Consider the following 14,912-nt stretch of genomic DNA (forward strand, 5'->3'; position numbering starts at 1 on the left):
TTTATACAAAAAACTTGCGAAACCTTGATATATAAAGATTTTAAAAGAGAAGTAGTGTAAAAAAACTTTACACTAACTTAAAATTTAAGGGGGAACTTTTATGAATTACGTAGTGATGCAAGTAGTGTTAAAAGAAAAATTTATAGGAACAGGGTCGGGGAATTTGACGGAATTAGAAAAAGTCATAAATACTCAAGCTGAAAAGGGATATCGATTACATACAATTACTACTGCGGCATCAGGAAGTAAAGGGATGCTTGGCGGAGATAGAATTCAAGCGACATTAGTGTTTGAAAAATTATAATTATAAATTCCAGTTTTACGGAAACATAAATTGATGTATATAAAAATTAATACAAATATATATTATTAATTTAGAAAAGAAAAAACTTTTACTTGTATTTAGGGATGCAGGTAAGAGTTTTTGTTTTTAGAAGTGAGAAATATAATGAAAAAATACCATTATTATTTACTTCATATGGAAAGAGAAAAATTTTGTAGTTACTTTATTTATAAACAAGGTAACTACATTTTTTATAATATGTATAATTTGAATTTTAATTATGGCAAGAAAAAGTTTATGATGATTAAGTGAGATTTGTTAAAGTGAACTAGCAAGTTAACATTTATAAATTGCTTAAACATATCAAATAAGTGAATTTGTTTAGCTATTTAATTAGCTATTTAAACAGTGGAGATACATGAAAATTTGCTTATTATTATAGTAAGAAATTAATATGTATTTTATAAGTGTAATATTATGTTAATAAATGTAATATGTGCTATAATTAACATAAAGAGTATTGTTAAAGGGGGAGGATTATGACTAAAGTTTCTTTGTTTTTTGGAGCTGGTGCTGAATGTTCATATGGGCTACCATCAGGTGGAAAGTTTGCTCTTGATATTTTTAGAATGAATACTAGTGATGATAAGATAAATTTAAAGGAACAATTAAATAATGTTGATAAACAATCAAATTATGCAAGATGGTTACCAGAAGGCTTTGATAATAAAAAACTAACTGCTTTTACAAAGACACAATATGAATCAATAGTAAAAGGTAGTTTAGAAAACAAAAGAAACAATATTTTAGATTACTTAAATAACTTTGATGAAAAGGTTAACTTAATATCACTAAGGTTATATGACAATGGACATGATATAGATAAAGTATTTTTAAATATAACAGGTTTAGAATTAGGATCCTATAATTATTCTCACATAATAAAGTTAAATCCATTATTAGGAGGAAATAATTCACTTTTTGGAAGTAACTATTTTTCAGCATTTTTAAAACTTTTAGAAATAGAAAATGTAAGTTATCAATTTAAGTTAAATATAAGAAATATAACAAGGGCAATACTTGAATTATTAATAGGATCATTAGGTGAAGATTTAATACATAGGTTAAATGATGGGATTTTTTATGATAGTCCAGAAAGCATAGATTTATTTGATGATCTTGGAGCAATATTTACATTAGATTATACAAATACAGGCATGAAAGGCTTAGAACTATTAATAGAAAATGAAGATTTAAATATAAGAGAAGACTACAGTAATGAAGAGAAAATAACTAAATTTGGATTGCAGATATTAGAAGATATATATTCAAGAGCATTAGATTATCAAACATTAATTGATTCTAACTGGAGATACATTTATAGTCCAAAAACAGATTGGGGTAAATTCAACAAAATAGTTATATTTTTATATACAGTAAAAAGATATATAGAATCAATAGCTAAAAGCAATACAGAAAGAATAAAAGAAGGCAATGGATATTATCATGATGTTTTATATCTAAAAGAATTTGTAGATATAAATGCAATAGGAACAACAAACTACAATTCATTTATAGAAGATATAACTAAGGAAGAGGTCTATTACCTAAATGGATCGATAAATGATTACTATGATCCATATTTAAATAAAATAATATCCTTTGATGAAAACAAAGAGAAAAAGCATATAATAGTACCTTTCTTATTTACTCAAAGTGGTATAAAACCATTAACCTCAGTTAAGATGTCTAAAAGATACGTAGATATGTTTAATAAATTTAAAGAATCAGATATCATTTGCGTGTGTGGATTTGCTTTCAATTGTGATGATGGACATATAAATGGCTTATTTAGAGAATTAATAGAAGATTATAATAAAACTATATGCATACTTCATTATGTAGATGGAAGCCACTTCAACTTAAGAACAACAATAAATGAATATAAAGAAAAGTTGAGACTAGATAATACGTCAAACTTAAGAATTATAGCCGTAGATGGGAATAGAAATGAAATTGGTAGTGGGGAGAAGTGGTTTGAGGTTATGGTTAGGAAGGGAAGGATTTAAAATAACAAATGGTGAACAGTACCATAAATAAATGATAAAACTAGTCTTAATCAAGGAGCATAACTTGTTAAGGCTAGTTTTGTAAGTTAAGTAGCATATTATAAGGTTAATAGTATATTATTTATCAAAAATATAAATGAATTTAAAAACTTAAGGTTTCGTAAGAATTTTTTATAATTGATGTAAACTCTATCTTCTACAATAAAGTCATAATGCGCGAGGGGGAGTAGAAGATATGAAAAGAGTATTTAAATCAATTCTAGTGTTTATAATAATATTGTTATTATGTTGGTATGGAGTAAATAGTATAAACTATACTAGAATAGAAAAAAGAAATAGTAATGTAAATGATATTTTAATTTTAGTAAATAAAAAAAATGGGTTAGATAAAAGCTATATACCCATAGGATTAACCATACCTGAAATACCATTTTCTGATGAAGTAACAAATGAAGAAAAACAGGTAGCAGGAATTATAAAAGAACCATTAGAAGAATTAATAAATGAAGCTAAAAAAGATGGAATAATCTTAAAAGGTAATTCAGGATATAGGTCTTATGAATCTCAAGAGATTATATATAATGATAGGGTAAGAGATGAAGGTAAAAGAAGTGCAGATGCATATGTAGCTAAACCTGGATTTAGTGAACACCAAACAGGATTATGTATAGATATTACTAATGAGTATAAGTATTTTGCTGAAGGAACACTAGAAGCTGAATGGCTTGAAAAAAATTGCAGTAGATTTGGATTTATTATAAGGTATCCTAAGAATAAAAAAAGAATCACTGGAATAGAATATGAACCTTGGCATATTAGATATGTAGGAAAAGATGCGGCAAAATATATTTATGTTAATGGAATTACATTAGAAGAATACCTAAAAAAATAAAGTGTGGAGGAAATATGAGTTATAATAATATTCTTGTAGTAGATGATGAAAAAGAAATTAGAGATTTATTAGAGATAAATCTTAAAAGTGAAGGATATTTTGTATTTAAAGCTAGTTGTGGCAAAGAGGCGTTAGAAATATTAAATAAAGAAGTAATTCATTTGATAGTATTAGATATTATGATGCCAGATATAGATGGATTAGAGGTTTGTAAAAGAGTAAGAATAAATAACAATATTCCTATTTTAATGTTAAGTGCAAAAGTTGAGGATATGGATAAAATACAGGGAATAATGACTGGGGCAGATGATTATATATGCAAACCCTTTAATAGCTTAGAATTAATAGTTAGAATAAAGGCACTAATTAGAAGGACATATTTTTTAAATTCTAAAATATCAAATTCAGATAATATAATAATTATTGACAATATGATTATAGATAAGAGACAGCATAGGGTGACGGTAAATAAAAATGAAGTAGTACTTACAGCAAGAGAATTTGACATTTTATATTTGTTAGCTACTAATAGGGGAAGAGTTTTTAGCGCGGAGGAAATTTTTGAAAGAGTATGGAAAGAGAAATATTATCAATCAAATAATACAGTTATGGTTCATATGAGCAGATTAAGAGATAAATTGGAACAGAACTCATATGGAGATAAAATAATACATACTGTATGGGGAGTTGGATACAAAATTGAAAAATAAAATAATTGTTAATTGTTGGATAAAACCAATAGGTGAAATAGCAATATCAGCAGTGTTAACATATATAACAGCAAGTTTAATTAGAGAATTAATAATTTTATTATATAGGTATACAAATATTAAGATTATTGACTTTATATGGAGTTTATGGAATACACTACAGTATGAGGATATTGGCAGATATCTTTATATAATTGTAGCTTTACCTTTATTTTTAATTATAAATTACGCAATAACGTACAAAAAAAATAAGGACTTAGCTACAATTATAGAAGAAACAGAGATAATGGTAGAGGGAAATTTAGATAAATTAATAGATATTAAAGCATCTGGTTATATGAAAAGTTTAGTAGATAATATAAATAATATATCAACCCAACTTAAAGAGATTATGATAGAGGAGAGAAAAGCTCAGAAAACTAAAAATGATTTAATAACTAATGTCTCGCATGATTTAAGAACTCCATTAACATCAATAATAGGATATCTAGAGTTTATTGATTCTGATAAGTATAAAGATGAGGTGGAACTTAGATATTATATCAATATAGCATATCAAAAGTCTAAAGATCTAAGTTTACTTATAAATGATTTGTTTGAATTAACAAAAATGCAAAATAGCAGTATTGTTTTAGAAAGATCACAAATAAATTTAGTAGATTTATTAGGACAATTGGTGGTGTATTTTAAAAATGAGTTTAAAAAAGAAAATATGAAGGAAAGAATTAATTTTTCAGAGGATAAGTTAATAGTATATGCGGATGCAAGAAAGTTAGTAAGAGCATTTGAAAATCTATTATCTAATTCGATTAAATATGGAAAACAGGGATATTACGTTGATATTATAACAAAAGCTGAAGATTCTATGGCAATTGTTCAAATTATTAATTATGGAGAGGCTATACCTGAAATAGATTTGCCTCATATTTTCGATAGATTTTATAGAGTTGAAAAATCTAGGAATAGAGAAATAGGAGGAACAGGATTAGGATTAGCAATAACAAAAAATATTATTGAATTACACAGCGGTTTTATTTCAGTAAGTAGTGATGAGAATAAAACTATTTTTGAGATAAGATTACCACTGAGCTATAATGAAGCTTAGCATATAATTTTTTTACTAATTTATTATAATAAAATAAATCTAAAATATAAATATATATTATAGTTAAGAATACTGTAATAAATAAAGATAGTATTTACAAGAAACTTCTATGTGTAATTATATTACATATAGAAGTTTTTATATTTTAGAGAGTATTAATGATAAAGAGAATAGTTGACAAATAGTCTAATTAGACTATAATGATTATGTAAAAATAGTCTAATTAGACTATTGATGAGTTATATTAATTTTACATCAATAAAAGAGAGGATGAAAAAAGTGATTAAATCAGTTTTAATGTTAGGCCAGTCAAATATGGCAGGTAGAGGTTTTATTAGTGAAGTGCCTCCAATTTATAATGAAAGGATACAAATGTTGCGTAATGGTAGATGGCAAATGATGACTGAACCAATTAATTATGACAGACCTGTTGCAGGAGTAAGTCTAGCAAGTTCATTTGCAGAGGCATGGTGTTGTAAGAATGAAGATGATATTATTGGCTTAGTTCCCTGCGCAGAAGGAGGAAGTTCAATAGATGAGTGGGCTGTAGATAAAGTACTTTTTAGACATGCAATAAATGAAGCCAAATTTGCTATGCAAAGTAGTGAATTGGTTGGAGTTATATGGCATCAAGGGGAAAGTGATAGTCATAATGGGAATTACAAAACATACTATGAAAAGTTACTGTTAATAATTGAAGCTCTTAGAAAAGAATTAAATGCTCAAAACATTCCAGTTATTATTGGTGGATTACCAGATTTTTTAGGAAAAGAAGGATTTGGAAAAGGTTGCACTGAATATAATCTTATCAATCAAGAATTAGAAAAGTTTGCAATTGAACAAGATAAATGTTATTTTGTTACTGCATCAGGCTTAACTTCTAATCCTGATGGAATTCATATTGATGCAATTTCTCAAAGAAAATTTGGATTAAGATATTTTGAGGCTTTTTATAATAGAAAGCATATATTAGAACCATTAACAAATGAAGGTGATTTAGTAAATTCAATTTGTTCAAGAGTACATACTAAGACGGAGAAAATATATATGAAAAGTATGAATTTTGCATTAGGGAAAATATCATATGATGAATTTTTAGCTCAAGTTACAAAAATTAATAATGACTAATGATATAATTAAAAAATAGTGTATTACAAATTGAAAAATATAAAGGGGATAATATTTTGATACCATTATTAATATTAGGTTTAATAAAACAAAATCCAGGTTCTTATGGATACGAATTACTATCATTAATGGAAGAGAGACACTACAAATATATAGTGAATTTTACCAAAGGATCTTTTTATTATAATCTTCAAAAATTGGAAGAAAAAGAATATATTAAAAGAGTTGATAAGTTAAATAATGTTAGAGAAACTCAAAATTATATAATAACAGAATTGGGAAATAAAGAGTTTGAAAAGTTAATGTATAAGTATGGATGTAAAACTGAGTATATAAATTTACCTTTTTATGGGACAATGTTATTTGCTGATGAATATAAAAAAGAGGACTTAGAAAAAATAATAGAAATTCAAATAGAACAAACTAAGGATAGAATTTTTTTATTAGAAGAATCTATTAGAAATGATAATACTGTTGAGACGTATTTTAGAAAGATGATGGAAAATTCACTTTCTCATCATTTAGTAAATCTTAAATGGTTTGAAGATTTATTAAAAAATTTACATGATAGTAACATGAATAAATAAGCTTTTACTATAAAAAAATGAGCCATTATGATCTTATCATATTGGCTCATTTTTATTTACTAAATAAGAATGAGGTTCTATGCACTATGTAGTGCTGATAAAATATAAATATACATTACAAAAGACTGGAGGAATTCTTTATGACAAGAGATATTTTTAATGCATAGCAGAGGCTATTGCATTATTATAAAAATGTAATGAAATAGCCTTTGCAAATCCTAAAAATTGAATGACTAGGAGGAGTAAAATGAGCTATTTAAAAAAATACCAATGGGAAATAGTTCCTGAGAATTTACCAATAGTTAAAAGGAATTGTCCTAAATGTAATCAAAAATCACATTATATAAATAGTGAAAAATTTAGAGTAAATGCAAATAAAAATAACATTGATATTTGGCTAATTTATCAATGTGAAAAATGTAAATCTACTTGGAATATGACAATATATGAAAGAATAAATCCTAATGATATTAATAAATATGAATATGAAAAATTTCTTTCTAATGACAAGGGATTAGCTAGAGAATATGCCTTTAATTTAAGTGTATATAATAAAAATAAAGCTGGAGTTATTTTTGAAGATGTAAATTATAACTTAATTCAAAGAAAATTAGAGGCGGATTATATAAAAGAAAATGAACTAGTTATTGAAATTATTTGTAAGTATCCAATAGAAATGAGAGTTGATAAGCTCTTAAGTGATAAACTTGGGCTTCCAAGAAGTAAGATAAAAGATATGCATAAAAAAGGAATAATCTTCATTGATGATTCTAAAAATTCATTAAATACAAGAGTAAGAGATGGGATGGAGATACATGTTTTGAAGGAAGTAGAAAATATAGAAGTTTTACAAGCTATAATATAAGCTACTATATAGATATGTATGAATGTAATTCAGATATAGAAGTTTAGTATAGACCGATAAATGCTTTTTACTAATGATGGAAAATATAATAAATAAATGAGAAAAGTAGTCTTAATCAAGCAAAATTAATGGTTAAGACTATTTTTATAAGTAAAATACCGTTATGTAAGCTAAAAAGATAGATTAATTAATAGATTTTAATTGGAAAAATTAATTCAATATTATACGAGATACCTGTTATAAGATAATTATCGTATTCACTTTTTGATATAATAATTGTAGGACAAAAGAAAACTTAAAAAGTCGGGATGTCAATCTTTAATGATGATAAGATTAGATTAACGAATTGAAAGGGGTTAAAATTATGGAATGGATTGAAAGTATTAGAGAAGCTATTTCTTATATTGAAGAAAATATTACAGAGGATTTATCTATTAAAGAAATTGCAGATAGAGTAAATATTTCACCTTTTTATTTTCAAAAGGGATTTGGAATGTTATGTGGCTATTCTGTAAGTGAATACATTAAGAGAAGAAGACTTGCACTTGCCGGCAGTGAAGTCTTATCTAGTAATGAAAAAATAATAGATATTGCAATAAAGTATGGATATGATTCTCCAGATAGCTTTACTAAAGCTTTTACACGATTTCATGGGGTTACACCATCTGCAGTTCGTAAAGAGGGTGCTATGATAAAGTCATTTGTTGCCCTTAAAATTAAATTTTCATTGGAAGGTGGATATATCATGGATTATAAAATAGTTGAGAAGGATTCATTTAAGGTTATAGGAGCGTCTAAGAAATTTAAATATGATACAGCATTTACAGAGGTACCTTTATTCTGGAATGAGCATATTTCACAAGGAAAACTAAAGGATATATGTGGAATGTATGGTATTAACATTGATGAGGAAATGGGCGGCAATGAATTTGAGTACCTTATTGCAGAGGATTATTCTAAAGAGAAAGAAGGCATGGAAGGGTATATAGTTAAAACAATTCCTAAGTTTACTTGGGCTGTTTTCCCTTGTTATGGACAAGGAAAAACATCAATTCAAGAAACTAATAAGAAAATATTTTCAGAGTGGTTACCAAACTGTAGAGATTATGAGATTGCTGCAGGTTATAATGTAGAAATGTATAGTGATCCAAGTGAGTATGAAAAAGGGATTTCAGATGAAAATTACTATTGTGAAGTTTGGATTCCAGTAAAGAGAAAATAACGTAATGGAATTTTGAGATTAAAGATATCAATAAATAGAAGTGATAGGTCTAGATATCGTTGAAAAAGCATTAAATGAGAATAGTAAAAGAGGTAAAATTTTGATTTAACATGTATTAAATTTAGGGCAGTAGATAGTCTTGCGTAAAAGCAAAACTATCTACTATTTTTTGTATGAACAGTTGGTAGTTATAGAATAATATACCACAAAAATTTTGGATGAATTATTATGATAAAGAAAATTGATACTAACTTTGATTACAATGAAGAAATTAAAAAATGTAAAACTTGAGCCACAGATTATAAAAAAAATATGAAACTGTATGTACTAAATTAGATAAAAAAATATTACTGGAAATAAAAATTTCCAGTAATATAAAAAACAATAAAAATAAAAACTACACAAAATTATCTAGTCGCTCTTAAATTTACAAATAAATCTATGGAAATAATATTTAAATACTATTTCCATAGATCTAATATAATAAAACTACTTAGTGGCAATTAAAGAAATTAATTTATTTGAGTTATTTAATTCTTTAATATTTTTAAATCCTGACAAGTCCAAGTCTTGTAATATACTTTCCTTTGTTACAAAGTGTTTATGAACTCCCTCTTTCCAATCACAAATTAAAAGCTTACCATCATTTTTTAAAACTCTTTTTGCATCTTTTAATAAGCTTACAGGATCTTTTAGTTCATGATGAACTGTAATCATAAAAACTAAGTCAGCAGTATTTTCAGCTAAAGGTATTTCATTTTCACTCATTATTGCTACGGATAGCCTTCCAGTTGAGGCATCCTTTCTATTTTCCTTTACCCATTTAATCATATCTTCAGAAATATCAAATCCTAATCCCTTAGAATTTGCTAATTTACTTAAAAAGGCTTCAGAAAATATACCAGTACCTATACCAATATCTACAATTGTACTATCTTTAGGTAATTGTAATTCTTCTATAATTTTATCTAAATCAATTAAACTTAATCTTTCAGGATCATTTAGTTTATTTAATTTTTTTACATCAAATTTATGATTATTCATTTATAGTCTCCTTTACTAAATGAAATGTTATAGTTTATTTTTAGTAAAATAAATACATGCTTATTATATAAATTATAATAACTTAATTTAATATATATTTCAGTGACTAAGTTACATATAAAAATTTATTTTTATCTTAATATTAGATATAACAAATACTTTTATAATAAGGAGATTTTTAATTATGGGAAAATATATTATTGCTTCAATTATTGGTGCTTTATTAGGATATATATACTATAAAAAAATTGGATGTGCCAGTGGAACATGTCCAATAACTTCTAATAAATATGTATCTATTATATATGGTGCTCTTTTAGCAAATCTATTTGTTTCTTAAAAGTCTAAAAATAATTAGCATTTTATAATCTAAGATAGGCAAAGAAAATAAAAATTCCAAGTTTTCTTTTAGGTATTATAATCAATCATTGGTGGCAGTATGTATTGAAAAAAATAGTTGTAGAATTTTCAAAGAAAGAATAAAAACCTTAGGTTTGTTGTTCACATTTATGTGATTGACCAATCTACAGTTTATTCATCTTCTTTTATATTGGTGTTAGTTATAAGCTTATAGATACTTTAAGCTGAACTAACTATTTGTTAGTAAGAAAGAAAATATATATAATTACAGGATGATATTTGCTAATAAATAACAATTATCCTGTAGGTTCAATTCAAAAATTGTAATATCTAAAAATAGATATGAATTAATGAATATGATATAAATAAAAAAAATTAGTTAAGGAGAAATTATAAATGGAACGTTTAAAAAATAAAGTGGCAATTATTACTGGTGGAGCAAGAGGTATGGGAGCATCTCATGTACGTTTATTTGCAAGTGAAGGTGCAAAAGTTGTCTTTACTGACTTAAATGAAGAACAAGGTAGAATACTAGAGAAAGAAATAGGTGCTAATGTGAAATTTATAAAACAAGATGTTACAGATGCCGCTAGTTGGGAAAAGGTTGTAGAGGATACTGAAAAAATATTTGGACAAGTTAATATTTTAGTGAATAATGCTGGTATAAGTATAAATAAACCTTTATTAGAAATTACTGAAGATGAATATAGAAAAATTGTAGATATAAATCAAGTATCTGTTTTTCTTGGGACTAAGGCAGTAGCGGCTTCTATGAAGAAAGCAGGAACAGGTTCAATAATAAATATTTCATCTATGAATGGATTAGTAGGTGGGGCAATTGGTTATACAGATACAAAATTTGCAGTTCGTGGAATGACAAAGGCAGCGGCAATTCAATTATCACCACTTGGAATTAGAGTTAATTCAGTACATCCAGGTGTAATAGAAACACCGATGGTTACTGAAGGAGATTCATATGAAGTGATTGAGAAACTTTCTAAACAAATTCCAATTAGAAGAATGGCTAAATCTGAAGAAGTTTCAAATCTAGTACTTTATCTTGCTTCAGATGAATCAAGTTATTCAACAGGATCAGAATTTGTTATCGATGGTGGATTAACTGCAATGTAAATTAAGAGTAAGTTATAAAAATAGTAACTTCGAATTTACAGTCGGCTCTACATTTTTTATATTTTATATATTAATATAATTGATAAACATTTTAAATAAATGAAAAAGTAGTATTAGGCAAGTTATATAAATTCCTAATACTACTTTTTTTTACTTTACTATGGATATAATAAGTTGCTATGCTAATTTTATCAGTTAATACGATTGATTTTTAGCAAACTTACAGCAGTATAGATATGTACAACGTCCAATATAAACATCAATAAATATAATAAACTTAAGGTAGAGACAGATGAAAAGGATAATCGTATTAATAGCCTGTATTTAATACAAAAAGGAAGAGAGGCACTTCCTAAAATAGAAGCAGTGTTTTTAAAATTAGCGGATATTTTTACAAAGGATTTATTATATCTATTTTTATAATTAAGTTACCAGCTGTAACAGGAATAGAAACTACAATGCTGGCTAATAGTATTTATGAAATGGAAGATGACTTAGAAAATAAAAGATACATCCAGCCAATATACATATGTATTAGCAGTAAAGAATCTTGTAATAAGTAATTTAATATATTTAGAGACTTTGTTTATTGGATTTGTAATACTGTAGAATGTAATACAAAATAAATAGAAATTATAATACATTCACATATTAAGAGATAAAAGTTATTGAGATAGGATTTAAAAGACTATCCATAATATTTAAAGATTAAAACTATAGGATAGCCTTAGGCATTTATATATCTTGCCTAAGGCTATTTTTATAACCTAAATACCCTATAATAAATCAGAGTGAATATAATTTTTAATTTAATCAAAAGAGTTTTTCAATATTACTTATGTAGCAAAAGAAAATAATCAAAATTTTATCTTGTATCATGGAAATTCTAAATGGAAAATAATTGTATATTATACAATAAAAATATACAATATACTCATAGAGCATGTGTTATGTAGTGCTACATAATAATTATTAACTGTAAAAAAACATAAATAAATAAAAATTTGGATGAAAATTAGATTGTTTATTGAAGGGTAGGGAGATGAATGAATAAGATATTAATCGTAGAGGATGATCCTCAAATTAATAAGATGATACAAACTTTATTAAAAAAGAACAAATATGAAACAGTAGCTGCATTTTCTGGTACAGAGGCTCTTTTGTTATTAGAAAAAGAGTCCTTTTATTTAGTGTTATTAGACTTAATGCTACCAGGATTAAGTGGAGAAGAGGTTTTAACTAAAATTAATAAATTGCAAATTCCTGTTATATGTGTATCAGCAAAAGATGATTTGGATACTAAACTTGAGATAATGAGAAATGGAGCAGATGATTATATAACAAAGCCATTCAACAATGAGGAATTAATTGTAAGAATATCAGCAGTGTTAAGAAGAATAAACAAGGGTTCATTACCAGATAAAACATATATATACAAATTCAAGGACTTAGTTTTAGATAGTGAAAATCATATAGTGACTATTAAAGATGAGGCTATTGAGCTTACTGTAAAAGAGTATAGAATATTAGAACTGTTAATTAGTAATCCAAAGAAAATATTTACAAAACAGAATATATTTGAAAGCGTCTGGTCTGAAGAATATCTTTTTGATGAAAGAGTGGTTACAGTACATGTTAGTAATCTTCGTAATAAATTAAAAAATGGAGAATCATATATAAAAACAGTTTGGGGTATAGGATATAAAATGCAGGATAATTAATTTATAAAACTTTATACTTTCTTGATAAATTAAAAATCTTATTTTAATATTTTTATTTTATTATTTAAATATGGAAAAAATAATACTTCTATGTAAAGAAATTAAGGGGTAAAGTATATGGGATTAGTATTACAAACTGATAGTTTAACAAAAAAATATGGAAAACAAATAGCTGTAAATAAGGTTAATATCAATGTTGAGAAAGGTGATATTTATGGTTTAATAGGAAAAAATGGTGCAGGAAAAACTACAATTATGAAAATGGTTTGTGGGTTGATTAGCCAAAATCAAGGAGATATTAAGCTTTTTGAAAGTAGTAATTTAAAAAAAGGTAGGAAAAGGATAGGAACTATCATTGAACAGCCAGCACTTTATCCTAACATGACAGCAAAAGAAAATTTGATTTATTATGATAAGCTTCTTGGTATTACAGACTATGGTAATGTTGAGGAAGTTTTAGCTTTAGTTGGTTTAGAAGATACGGGCAAAAAGAAAACCAAATCTTTTTCCATGGGTATGAAACAACGTTTATCAATTGCAATTTCTTTAATAGGTAATCCAGATTTCCTTATTTTAGATGAACCTATTAATGGATTAGACCCTTCTGGTATTAAAGAAATTAGAGAATTACTTTTAAAATTAAATTGTGAAAATGGTATTACTATTTTTATTTCATCTCATATTTTAGGAGAACTTGCTAAAATTGCAACGAAATATGGCATTATTAAGAAAGGTGTATTGATTGATGAATTTTCAGCTAAGGAATTAGAAAAACGTTGCAAAAAGTGCATTTCATTAGTGGTAAATAATTCTGAGAAAGCAGTTTATATCATAAAAAATACTATAAAAAGTACCGATTATAAAGTATTGGAAGAGGGAAAAATCTGTATTTATGACTGCTTAGATATTCCGGAACAGATTAATAAAGCTTTAGTTGAAAATAATGTCTTGGTGTCAGGTTTAACTTTGGAAGGCAATGATGTAGAGGCTTATTTCATAAAAATGATGGGAGAAGATTAGTGATTATGAATGTAATTTCAAGTGAAATTTATAAAATATTTAAAAACAAAATTTTTTATGGAACCTTGATAGTATTTTTAGTGATGAATGTCATTGCATTTGTTTCTGGGTTTAAAGAAAAGTTATCTTCTGGTTCTTCTGAAATGCTAGGAACAGGAATTTCTACTTATCAAGCATCATATGAAGCAGATGGCATTATATATATAATTCTTATATTTGTAGCTTTTTCAATTACTGCTGAATATGCAAATGGTAGCATACGTCAAATGGCTAGCCATGGAATAGAAAGATGGAGATTAGTACTTGGTCAGTATATAGCAATATCTTTGGTTATTACTATAGTTGTGTTAGGTTTTGGATTTATAAATTTATTGTCATTTACAATATTATCTGGATTAGGTGAAATTGACATTACTGTGTTTATGCGCATGAATTTAGGAATGCTATGTATAATTTGGGCAAGCACAGGGGTTGGTACTTTTTTATCTCATTTATTAAAAAATGTAGGTATTACAATTATAGCGTCTATAGTATTGGCTGTAGGAAGTAATTTTATAGTTAATATATTTGCCTTATTAACAAATAATGATACTTTTTTAATGTACGGTCTTAGTAATATGCGTAAAATTATAATTAATTTTGTTTCAAAACCAGAGGATATTATGAAGTGTTGTCTTGTTTTAGTGTTAATTGGTGTAACTGCAATTTTAGGATCTTGTATATTATTTTCAAAAAGGGATGTAGAGTAACTATATCAATAAAGAAAGTTTGTAAG

Annotated in this window: 15 protein-coding genes; 14 read left to right on the forward strand and 1 reads right to left on the reverse strand. The window is 26.2% G+C overall.

All coding sequences use genetic code 11. From position 1 onward, the window contains the following. Window positions 1–100: 100 nt before the first annotated feature. From I2A75_RS16720 to I2A75_RS16760, 9 genes are all read left to right on the forward strand, one after another. Window positions 101–304 carry a DUF4177 domain-containing protein gene (locus tag I2A75_RS16720; RefSeq protein WP_195266741.1) on the forward strand — a complete coding sequence of 68 codons (204 nt, stop codon included), beginning with the start codon at window positions 101–103 and terminating at the stop codon, window positions 302–304. Window positions 305–822: 518 nt separating this feature from the next. Further along, complete coding sequence (locus I2A75_RS16725; protein WP_195266742.1) at window positions 823–2,352, forward strand: hypothetical protein; 1,530 nt, start codon at window positions 823–825, stop codon at window positions 2,350–2,352. Window positions 2,353–2,587: 235 nt separating this feature from the next. Further along, window positions 2,588–3,244, forward strand: a complete 657-nt coding sequence (locus I2A75_RS16730) for a M15 family metallopeptidase (protein WP_195266743.1) — start codon at window positions 2,588–2,590, stop codon at window positions 3,242–3,244. Between the two features lie 14 nt (window positions 3,245–3,258). After that, entirely contained in the window at window positions 3,259–3,954 is a 696-nt protein-coding gene (locus tag I2A75_RS16735) for a response regulator transcription factor (protein WP_195266744.1), read from the forward strand. Beyond that, window positions 3,944–5,059, forward strand: a complete 1,116-nt coding sequence (locus I2A75_RS16740) for an ATP-binding protein (RefSeq protein ID WP_243242207.1) — start codon at window positions 3,944–3,946, stop codon at window positions 5,057–5,059. Before I2A75_RS16735 ends, I2A75_RS16740 begins: the two co-directional genes overlap by 11 nt. Before the next feature lie 279 nt (window positions 5,060–5,338). Beyond that, a complete protein-coding gene (locus I2A75_RS16745) occupies window positions 5,339–6,187 on the forward strand; it encodes a sialate O-acetylesterase (protein WP_195266745.1) in 849 nt (282 codons plus the stop codon). A gap of 56 nt (window positions 6,188–6,243) precedes the next feature. Beyond that, on the forward strand, window positions 6,244–6,774 hold the full coding sequence (locus tag I2A75_RS16750) for a helix-turn-helix transcriptional regulator (protein ID WP_195266746.1): 531 nt from the start codon (window positions 6,244–6,246) through the stop codon (window positions 6,772–6,774). 247 nt (window positions 6,775–7,021) lie between these two features. Next, window positions 7,022–7,639: a DUF1062 domain-containing protein gene (locus I2A75_RS16755; protein ID WP_195266747.1), complete on the forward strand. Its 618-nt coding sequence runs from the start codon at window positions 7,022–7,024 to the stop codon at window positions 7,637–7,639. Between the two features lie 364 nt (window positions 7,640–8,003). After that, window positions 8,004–8,861, forward strand: a complete 858-nt coding sequence (locus tag I2A75_RS16760; protein WP_195266748.1) for an AraC family transcriptional regulator — start codon at window positions 8,004–8,006, stop codon at window positions 8,859–8,861. 489 nt (window positions 8,862–9,350) lie between these two features. On the opposite strand, the gene I2A75_RS16765 is transcribed toward I2A75_RS16760, so the two are convergent. After that, window positions 9,351–9,905, reverse strand: coding sequence for a class I SAM-dependent methyltransferase (locus tag I2A75_RS16765; protein ID WP_195266749.1), 555 nt, complete (start codon window positions 9,903–9,905; stop codon window positions 9,351–9,353). A 184-nt stretch (window positions 9,906–10,089) separates the two neighbouring features. On the opposite strand from I2A75_RS16765, the gene I2A75_RS16770 reads away from it, so the two are divergent. The 5 genes from I2A75_RS16770 to I2A75_RS16790 all read left to right on the forward strand — a co-directional run bounded on the left by I2A75_RS16770 (window position 10,090) and on the right by I2A75_RS16790 (window position 14,886). Further along, a complete protein-coding gene (locus I2A75_RS16770) occupies window positions 10,090–10,245 on the forward strand; it encodes a DUF6132 family protein (RefSeq protein WP_008678881.1) in 156 nt (51 codons plus the stop codon). Window positions 10,246–10,661: 416 nt separating this feature from the next. Beyond that, complete coding sequence (locus I2A75_RS16775; RefSeq protein WP_195266750.1) at window positions 10,662–11,396, forward strand: glucose 1-dehydrogenase; 735 nt, start codon at window positions 10,662–10,664, stop codon at window positions 11,394–11,396. A gap of 1,046 nt (window positions 11,397–12,442) precedes the next feature. Then, the gene (locus tag I2A75_RS16780) at window positions 12,443–13,117 is read left to right on the forward strand and encodes a response regulator transcription factor (RefSeq protein WP_195266751.1); all 675 of its coding nucleotides are present in this window, start codon (window positions 12,443–12,445) and stop codon (window positions 13,115–13,117) included. Between the two features lie 117 nt (window positions 13,118–13,234). Further along, entirely contained in the window at window positions 13,235–14,137 is a 903-nt protein-coding gene (locus tag I2A75_RS16785; protein ID WP_195266752.1) for an ABC transporter ATP-binding protein, read from the forward strand. Between the two features lie 5 nt (window positions 14,138–14,142). Beyond that, window positions 14,143–14,886, forward strand: a complete 744-nt coding sequence (locus I2A75_RS16790) for an ABC transporter permease subunit (RefSeq protein WP_207733857.1) — start codon at window positions 14,143–14,145, stop codon at window positions 14,884–14,886. The last annotated feature ends 26 nt before the right edge of the window (window positions 14,887–14,912 follow it).

The organism is Clostridium sp. 1001275B_160808_H3 (assembly GCF_015550425.1).
In the GTDB taxonomy this organism is placed as follows: Bacteria; Bacillota; Clostridia; order Clostridiales; family Clostridiaceae; genus Clostridium.